The sequence below is a fragment of the Sphingopyxis soli genome, from assembly GCF_018682675.1.
Taxonomy (GTDB): Bacteria; Pseudomonadota; Alphaproteobacteria; order Sphingomonadales; family Sphingomonadaceae; genus Sphingopyxis; species Sphingopyxis soli.
Genome location: NZ_JAFMTR010000109.1, coordinates 79,205 through 86,963 on the forward strand (window position 1 = coordinate 79,205; position 7,759 = coordinate 86,963).

The 7,759-nt window shown below is 69.0% G+C and carries 5 protein-coding genes; 1 reads left to right on the forward strand and 4 read right to left on the reverse strand.

What is annotated here, in order from left to right:
* The first annotated feature begins 33 nt into the window (after positions 1-33).
* Positions 34-2,613, forward strand: coding sequence for an ATP-dependent chaperone ClpB (clpB, locus tag J1N50_RS16445; protein WP_215355705.1), 2,580 nt, complete (start codon positions 34-36; stop codon positions 2,611-2,613).
* 38 nt (positions 2,614-2,651) lie between these two features.
* On the opposite strand, the gene J1N50_RS16450 is transcribed toward clpB, so the two are convergent.
* From J1N50_RS16450 to J1N50_RS16465, 4 genes are all read right to left on the reverse strand, one after another.
* Positions 2,652-2,948: a hypothetical protein gene (locus tag J1N50_RS16450; protein WP_215355707.1), complete on the reverse strand. Its 297-nt coding sequence runs from the start codon at positions 2,946-2,948 to the stop codon at positions 2,652-2,654.
* 82 nt (positions 2,949-3,030) lie between these two features.
* Positions 3,031-4,551, reverse strand: coding sequence for a putative 2OG-Fe(II) oxygenase (locus J1N50_RS18045; RefSeq protein ID WP_343227905.1), 1,521 nt, complete (start codon positions 4,549-4,551; stop codon positions 3,031-3,033).
* Positions 4,548-5,705, reverse strand: a complete 1,158-nt coding sequence (locus tag J1N50_RS16460; RefSeq protein ID WP_343227906.1) for an aspartyl/asparaginyl beta-hydroxylase domain-containing protein — start codon at positions 5,703-5,705, stop codon at positions 4,548-4,550. Before J1N50_RS16460 ends, J1N50_RS18045 begins: the two co-directional genes overlap by 4 nt.
* The coding region (locus J1N50_RS16465; RefSeq protein ID WP_215355709.1) for a tetratricopeptide repeat-containing sulfotransferase family protein at positions 5,702-7,759 on the reverse strand (2,058 nt) is incomplete at its 5' end. The genes J1N50_RS16460 and J1N50_RS16465, both read right to left, overlap by 4 nt.

A 7,759-nucleotide genomic window follows, 5' to 3' on the forward strand; every position in this document is an offset into this window, starting at 1 on the left:
CTATCTTGATGGCGAGAAAGGGGCTTACTCCACATGAACCTCGAAAAATTCACCGATCGCGCCAAGGGCTTTTTGCAGGCGGCGCAGACGATTGCGATCCGCATGAACCACCAGCGGATCAGTCCCGAGCATATCGCCAAGGCGCTGCTCGAAGACAATGAAGGCATGGCCGCCGGCCTGATCCAGCGCGCCGGCGGCGACGTGCCGCGCGCGGTGCAGGGTATCGACGCGCTGCTCGCCAAGGTGCCCGCCGTTTCGGGCTCGGGCGCGCAAGCGACGCCGGGGCTCGACAATGACGCCGTGCGCCTGCTCGACCAGGCCGAACAGCTCGCGGCCAAGGCCGGCGACGGCTATGTCACCGTCGAGCGGTTGCTTCTGGCGATGGTGCTGGCTCCGTCGACCCCGGTCGGCAAGGCGTTCGCCGATGCGGGCGTGAAGGCCGACGCGCTCAACAATGTCATCAACGAACTGCGCCGCGGCCGCACCGCCGACAGCGCGGGCGCCGAGGACAGTTTCGAAGCGCTGAAGAAGTATGCGCGCGACCTCACCGAAGTCGCGCGCGACGGCAAGCTCGATCCGGTGATCGGCCGCGACGAGGAAATCCGCCGCACCGTCCAGATCCTTGCGCGCCGGACCAAGAACAACCCGGTCCTCATCGGCGAACCCGGCGTCGGCAAGACGGCGATCGCCGAAGGACTGGCGCTGCGGATCGCCAACGGCGACGTCCCCGACAGCCTCAAGGACCGCCGTCTGCTCGCGCTCGACATGGGCGCGCTGATCGCCGGCGCCAAATATCGCGGCGAGTTCGAGGAGCGCCTCAAGGGCGTGCTCGACGAAGTGAAGTCGGCCGAGGGCGAGATCATCCTGTTCATCGACGAGATGCACACGCTGGTCGGCGCGGGCAAGTCCGACGGCGCGATGGACGCATCGAACCTGCTCAAGCCCGCACTCGCGCGCGGCGAGCTCCACTGCATCGGCGCGACGACGCTCGACGAATATCGCAAATATGTCGAGAAGGATCCGGCGTTGCAGCGGCGTTTCCAGCCGGTGTTCGTCGGCGAGCCGACGGTCGAGGATTCGATCTCGATCCTGCGCGGGCTCAAGGAGAAATACGAGCTGCACCACGGCGTGCGGATCACCGACGGCGCGATCGTCGCCGCCGCGACGCTGTCGAACCGCTACATCTCCGACCGTTTCCTGCCCGACAAGGCGATCGACCTGATGGACGAGGCCGCCAGCCGCATACGCATGGAGGTCGAGTCGAAACCCGAGGAGATCGAAAATCTCGATCGCCGCATCATCCAGATGAAGATCGAGGAAGCCGCGCTCGGCAAGGAGACCGACGCCGCGTCGAAGGACCGGCTCGACAAGCTGCGCGCCGAACTCGCGAACCTCGAAGAACAGTCGGCGGCGCTCACGCAGAAATGGCAAGCCGAAAAGGACAAGATCCACGCCGAGGCGAAGATCAAGGAGGCGCTCGACGCCGCCCGCTCGGCGCTCGACCAGGCGCAGCGCGCCGGCGACCTCGCGAAGGCAGGCGAACTGTCATACGGCACCATCCCCAGCCTCGAAAAGCAGCTCGAGGAGGCACAGGCCGTCGCGGGCAACGCGATGCTGCGCGAGGAAGTCACCGCCGACGACATTGCCGCCGTCGTCAGCCGCTGGACCGGCATCCCGGTCGACCGGATGATGGAGGGCGAACGCGAAAAGCTGCTGGGCATGGAGGAGACGCTGGGCAAGCGCGTCATCGGCCAGGACGAGGCGGTGCGCGCCGTCTCGACTGCGGTTCGCCGCGCGCGCGCCGGGCTGCAGGATCCGAACCGGCCGCTCGGCTCATTCCTGTTCCTCGGCCCGACGGGCGTCGGCAAGACCGAGCTCACCAAGGCGCTCGCGCGCTTCCTGTTCGACGACGACAATGCGATGGTCCGCATCGACATGTCGGAGTTCATGGAAAAGCACGCCGTGTCGCGGCTGATCGGCGCCCCTCCCGGCTATGTCGGCTATGAGGAAGGCGGGGTACTCACCGAAGCCGTGCGCCGCCGCCCCTATCAGGTCGTGCTCTTCGACGAGGTCGAAAAGGCGCATGGCGACGTGTTCAACATCCTGCTCCAGGTGCTCGACGACGGGCGCCTGACCGACGGGCAGGGACGCACGGTCGACTTCACCAACACGCTGATCATCCTGACCTCTAACCTCGGCAGCCAGGCGATCGCGGCGCTGCCCGACGACGCGCCGGTCGAACAGGCCGAGCCCGCCGTCATGGAGGTGGTGCGCGCGCATTTCCGGCCCGAGTTCCTGAACCGGCTCGACGAGATCGTGCTGTTCCACCGTCTCGCGCAGCAGCATATGGGCGGGATCGTCGATATCCAGGTCGCGCGCGTGCAGAAGCTGCTCGACGAGCGCAAGGTCACGCTCGAACTCACCGATGCCGCGCGCGCGTGGCTCGGCCGGGTCGGCTATGATCCCGTCTATGGCGCACGGCCGCTGAAGCGCGCGGTGCAGAAATATCTGCAGGACCCGCTCGCCGACCTGATCCTGAAGGGCGACGTCCGCGACGGCTCGACCGTCAGGGTCGACGAAGGCGACGGTGCGCTGAAACTGACCCCGGCATAAGGCAAAGGGCGTCCTTCCGGGAGGAAGGGCGCCCTTTTTTACTGGCCGATGGCGCCGCGCTGAACCTGCACGCGCTCGATTTCGCCGCGGGTCTCGTTGCGGGCATCGGCCCATTCCGCGCGCGTCCGGCAGACGCGAACCGACTTCAGGCGGCTGCCGAGCACCTCTTGCTTGCGACAAACGACCTCATTGGGGTCGAGCGCCTTCTTGCCGTTGCTGGCGGTCGTCGACGATTCGGCGGCGCCGGCCGTGGCGGGAATGGCGAGCGCAGCACCGAGCAACCCGGCACAGAGCGACAATGATCGAACGTAGGACATGGGCTGAACCTTCTTCATCGTTCCGCCGCGCAGCTTATGCGCGGATTGTCGTCCGGCCAAGCCATTTGCGACGGGTGCCTGTGCCCTTCTTCGTACCGTTTCAGCGCGGTGGCGCCACGTCGAAGGCGACGGTGAGCCGTTCCCCTTCGACGAACGGCCTGGTCCCGTGCCACATCCACGACGGAAACAGCACCAGCCGTCCCGCGACCGGCTCGACCATCCGGGTCGGCGGCAGGTCGAGTCCCAGCGCCGCCTGCGGCTCGCCCAACGCCAGCCAGCCCGCCTCGGGCGCATCGCCGGGGCGCGTTTCGGGCAGGGCGACATAGAGCGCCGAACTGATCCACCCCTGCGGATGGACATGATTGGCGTGATAGCCGGCGCCGCGCAGCCGCACCGACCAGCTGCCGGCAAAGCGCCGCCGCCGGTCGCGCCGGACCCCGAGCAAGGGATGCGAAGGGTCGGGCGCAGGCAGCGCGGCAACATAGGCGTCGATCGCCCCGACCACCGCGGCGCGGAGCGCCTGCGTCAGCGGGTCGATGCGGCTGAACAGCGGACCGTCGGTCTGCGTCCCGCCGCGCACCGACTGGTCGAGATATTCGCTCCGCGCGACGTGCAGCGTCCGCAGGTGCGCCGCCAGCGCGTCGAGCGGCGGCAGCCGGTCGCGAAGGTCGAAGGTCCGGACGAGGCCGGGATCGCCCGCAAGCCACGCGTACCTCGGATCGTCGGTCAGCCGCCAGAGCAGCAGCGCATAGGGCCAGATTGCCGCGCGCCGCGCACCACCCGCCTCGATCTCGGCGTCGACCAGCGGTCCGGCTTGCGGGAACCGCGCGCCGCGCAGCAGGTGGCGGACCCGCCATATCCGCGTCGCGATCCGCATCGCCTCCCCCGGCAACGTCTCGAACAGCCGGTCGGCGCGATCGGCCTGCCCCAGCTCGGCGGCGGCGATCGCGGCGTGGTCGGCAACATCGGCCTCGGCGACGCCCGCCGCCACCGCGCGCGCGACCGCTTCGGCCTGCGCGGCATGGTCCTCGCGCTGGAGATGCAGGTCGAGGAGGCCGCGCCACAGCGGCAGCGATGCCGGCTCCTGCACCAGCGCGCGTTCGAACGAGGCGGTCGCCGCCTCGCGCCGCCCCATCAGCGCGCGCAGCTGCGCGAGCTGCATATGCCCCTGCAGCCACAGCGGCACCTGCGCCACGATCGCGTCGAGCGCCGCCTCCGCCGCCTCGCCCTGCCCCGCCGCCCAGCGCGCCGCCGCAAGGCCGATCAGCACGTCGCCGTTCGGCGGCCCCAGCCGCTCGGCCGCCTCGAACAGCGACACCGCGTCGAGCCCTGCCTCGAAGGCGACCCGCGCGCGGCCGTGCGCAATGCTCGCATCGTCCGGCGCCAGGCGCGCCGCCTTGGCGAAACTGTCGATCGCATCGGCGTGCGCGTCGAGCCCGCGCTGCAACAGCCCCGCCCATTGCCACAGCCGCGCGGCATCGGCTCGCGAGGCGGCAGCAAGGACGAGCGGCAACGCCTGTTCCTCCTCGCCCTCGTCGAGCGCCAGCCGCGCAAGATCGGCGATGTCGTCGGCGTCGGCCTGCCCGCGCCGCGCCGCGGCAAGCCGCGCGGCAAAGCTCACAGGCTCTCCGGTACGGCGTCGGGCGCGCTGCCGATCATCGCCGCGACCGCCGCGCGCTCGGCGGGGCGGAGATCGGGATGCCAAAGGTCGAAGATGAAGACGACGCGCAGCTGCTCGCTCGGGTTCATCGCCTCATGCTCGATCGTGTCGTCAAAGACGAACGCCTGCCCGCGCTCCCAGTCGCGCGTCTCGGCGCCGACGCGGAACCAGCAGCCCGCCGGCACGACGAGCGGCAGGTGGCAGACGAGGCGCGTGTTGTTGTAACCGACGTGCGGCGGGATCGCGGTGCCCGGCGCGAGCAGCGAAAACAGCGCATTGGGCGACGCCCCCGCGATTTCGGGCTGGTCGATCAGCCGCAGCAGTTCCATCGTCCGCGGGCAGTGGCGCGCGTTCGCCTCGATGCGGCGGCCGTTCCGCCACAGGTGGATCGCAGTCCAGTCGGGATTGTGGTTGAGCGCGCGCCACTGCGCGAGCGGCTGGTGCGCGGCATATTGGACATAGGGGACGAGCTCGGCGCGCTCGGCCGCCATCACCGCTGCCAGTTCGGCGGCGATCGTATCGGTCGCCGCCTCGATCTCGGTGAGCCAGGGGAACAGGCTGCGCGGGTGGAATTCGCGCTCGGCAAGCCCCGGAAAATGGAAATGCGTCGGTTCGCTGTGATGGACGCGCGTCCGGCGCAGCGCATTGCTGCGAAAGCGCGCGATCCGCGCACGCTCCTCGGCATCGGCACGGCTTTCGGCTTCCGCCGTCCGCGCCGCCCAATGCGCCTCCTTCGCGTCGAGCCACGCCGCATGTTTGCGCTCGCCCTCGGCCAGCACGGCGGCGAGTTGCGGCGGCAGGGCATCGGCGGGCTTCTGCGCGATCGCATGTCCCCACGCCTCGCCCGCGCCGGGATCGCCGATCCGGTCGAGCAGGCTCGCGCGCATCATCAGCGCGGTGAAGTCGAGCGGCGCGAGCGTCAGCGCGCGATGCACCGCATCGAGCGCGACGCGCGGACGTCCCGCCGCGCGGTGCGTTCCCGCGAGGCGGAGCAGCACGGGAAAATCCTCGCCCATCGCGAGCGATTGTTCAAGCAGCGCCGCCGCGCGCGCGAAATCCTGTGCCGCGAGCGCGCGATCGGCTTCGGCGACCAGCGCGGCGCGCTCGGCGCTCACAGGCTGTACCCGAATTTCTCCACCCACGGCTGCAGGACCGGCAAGATGGGTTCGAGATGCTTGCGATAGCCCTGCCACCGGCCGGCGGCGCGCTTGTAGATCGGCTCGACGACCTGCGCATAGCTTGCGGTGGTGATCAGCCCGCGCTTCTTCGCGGTCGCCTGATGGTCGAGCACCTCGTCGCGCCACTCAAGCCCCAGGAAGTCGAACAGCGGCCGCACTTCGGCGCCGACATCCTCGACCAGCCGCTCATAGACGATCGTGTGGACCTTGAGCGGGAACAGCGCGTTCGCCCGCTCCCAGTGCGAGAAAGTGAGGTCGTAGAATTCGGCCGCATCCTCGAGGCGCAGAAAGTTCGACATTGCGTTGTTGAGCCGGAAATTGCTCATGAAGCAGCTCAGCAGCACGTCGCACGGATGCCTGAGCGCGAGGATGAAGCGCGCGTTCGGGAACAGGCGCTGGATCAGCACCGCCTTGGTCAGGAACAGCGGCGACTTGTCGATCAGCATCTTGCCCGGCGCGACCGGCTCGGGCGCGACTTTGGCGATTTCGTCCCAATAGAAACGCCGTGCGTCGGCCACGGCAGCGGCGTCGAGCCCCGGGATCGCGGCCGTCCCGCCGACATGTTTTTCGGTGAGGTTCAGCGGCGGCTGTTCCTCGAGCACCACGGTGCCCGGATGCCCCATCAGGATGGTGTCGAGCAGGGTGGTCCCCGAGCGCGGGAAGCCGAGCAGGAAGACCGGATCGGGCCGCTCGCGCGCGCCATCGACAGCGGGCCAGCTTGCCGCCCATTCGGGGGTCATGAGGGCGAGGTCGTCGCGCACCTGCGCGCGAAGCTCGGCCGAGCGTTCGAGCGGATTGGTCTGCGATTCCTGATGCAGGCGGTTCGTCTCGCTGAACGCCTCGAAAGCGTCGTCGACGCGGCCGAGCCGGTCGAGAATCTGTCCGCGCAAATGCGTCGTGCGCTCGCGCTGAAGGTCGGGCGGCACCAGCGCGAGACTGGCCAGCGCCTCGTCGAAACGCTTCGCACGGCGAAGTTCGAACGCGCGCATGAAGGCAAGTGTGCCTTCGTCGATGCCATGCGCCTCGGCGCGCGCAATCAGCGGCGCGAACTCCTCCTCGCGGTTGCTGTGCTCGAACTGGACGGTCAGCCCGACATAGGCATCGACCACCGTCGGGTCGAGATCGAGCACCTTGCGAAACGCCTGCTCGGCTTGCTCGACATAGTTCAGAAAGCCGCACTCGACGCCGTATTTCAGCTGGAGATTGGCATTTTCGGGGTCGCGGACAATTGCTGCTTCGATCGCCGCCATCGCCTCGTCCTGCTTGCCCTCCTTCTTGTACTGCACATACAGCTCGTGCAGTGCGCGGGCGTCGTCGGGAAATTCCTCCGACGTCCGGCGCAGCAGCGCTTCGGCCTCTTCGGCGCGGCCGACCGAGCGGAGCGCGACGGCCAGGTTCAGGCGCGTCGGCGGGGCGTGCGGGTTGAGCGCCATCGCCTTTTCGAGCGCGGTGACGCTGCCCTCGAGGTCGCCGGTCGCCGACCGCGCATTGCCGAGATTGTTCCAGCTTTCGAAATCGCCGGGCTCGCCCGCGACGACATGCTCATAGGCCTCGACCGCGGTCGGGAAATCCTCGAGCGACTGCGCGACGAAGCCGCGATAGCGCGCGATGCGCAAGGTCGGATCGGTCCTGGCGAGGTCGGCGGTCGCCACCGCCAGCGCCGCCGCAAGGTCGCCCTTGTCGATCAGCACCGCGATCAGGTTGCACGCGATCGTCGTGTCGGTCGGGCGCGCTTCGTGCGCCGCCTGCAGATGGCGCGCCGCCGCCGCAAGGTCGCCCGACCGCGCCTGCAGCATGCCGAGAAAGGCGTTGAGCGCGGCCGTGTCGCCGCCGTCGGACAATGCGCCCTCGGCAAGCTGTTTCGCCCGCGCGACGTCGCCGGAACGGGCGGCACCCACGGCCTGTCGCAGCGCGTCGGCAGTTCTGGAATCGAGCATCTGGTCTTGTCCACCGGTTCGAATCGAAAAGGGGCGGCCGGTCCTGCGACCGGC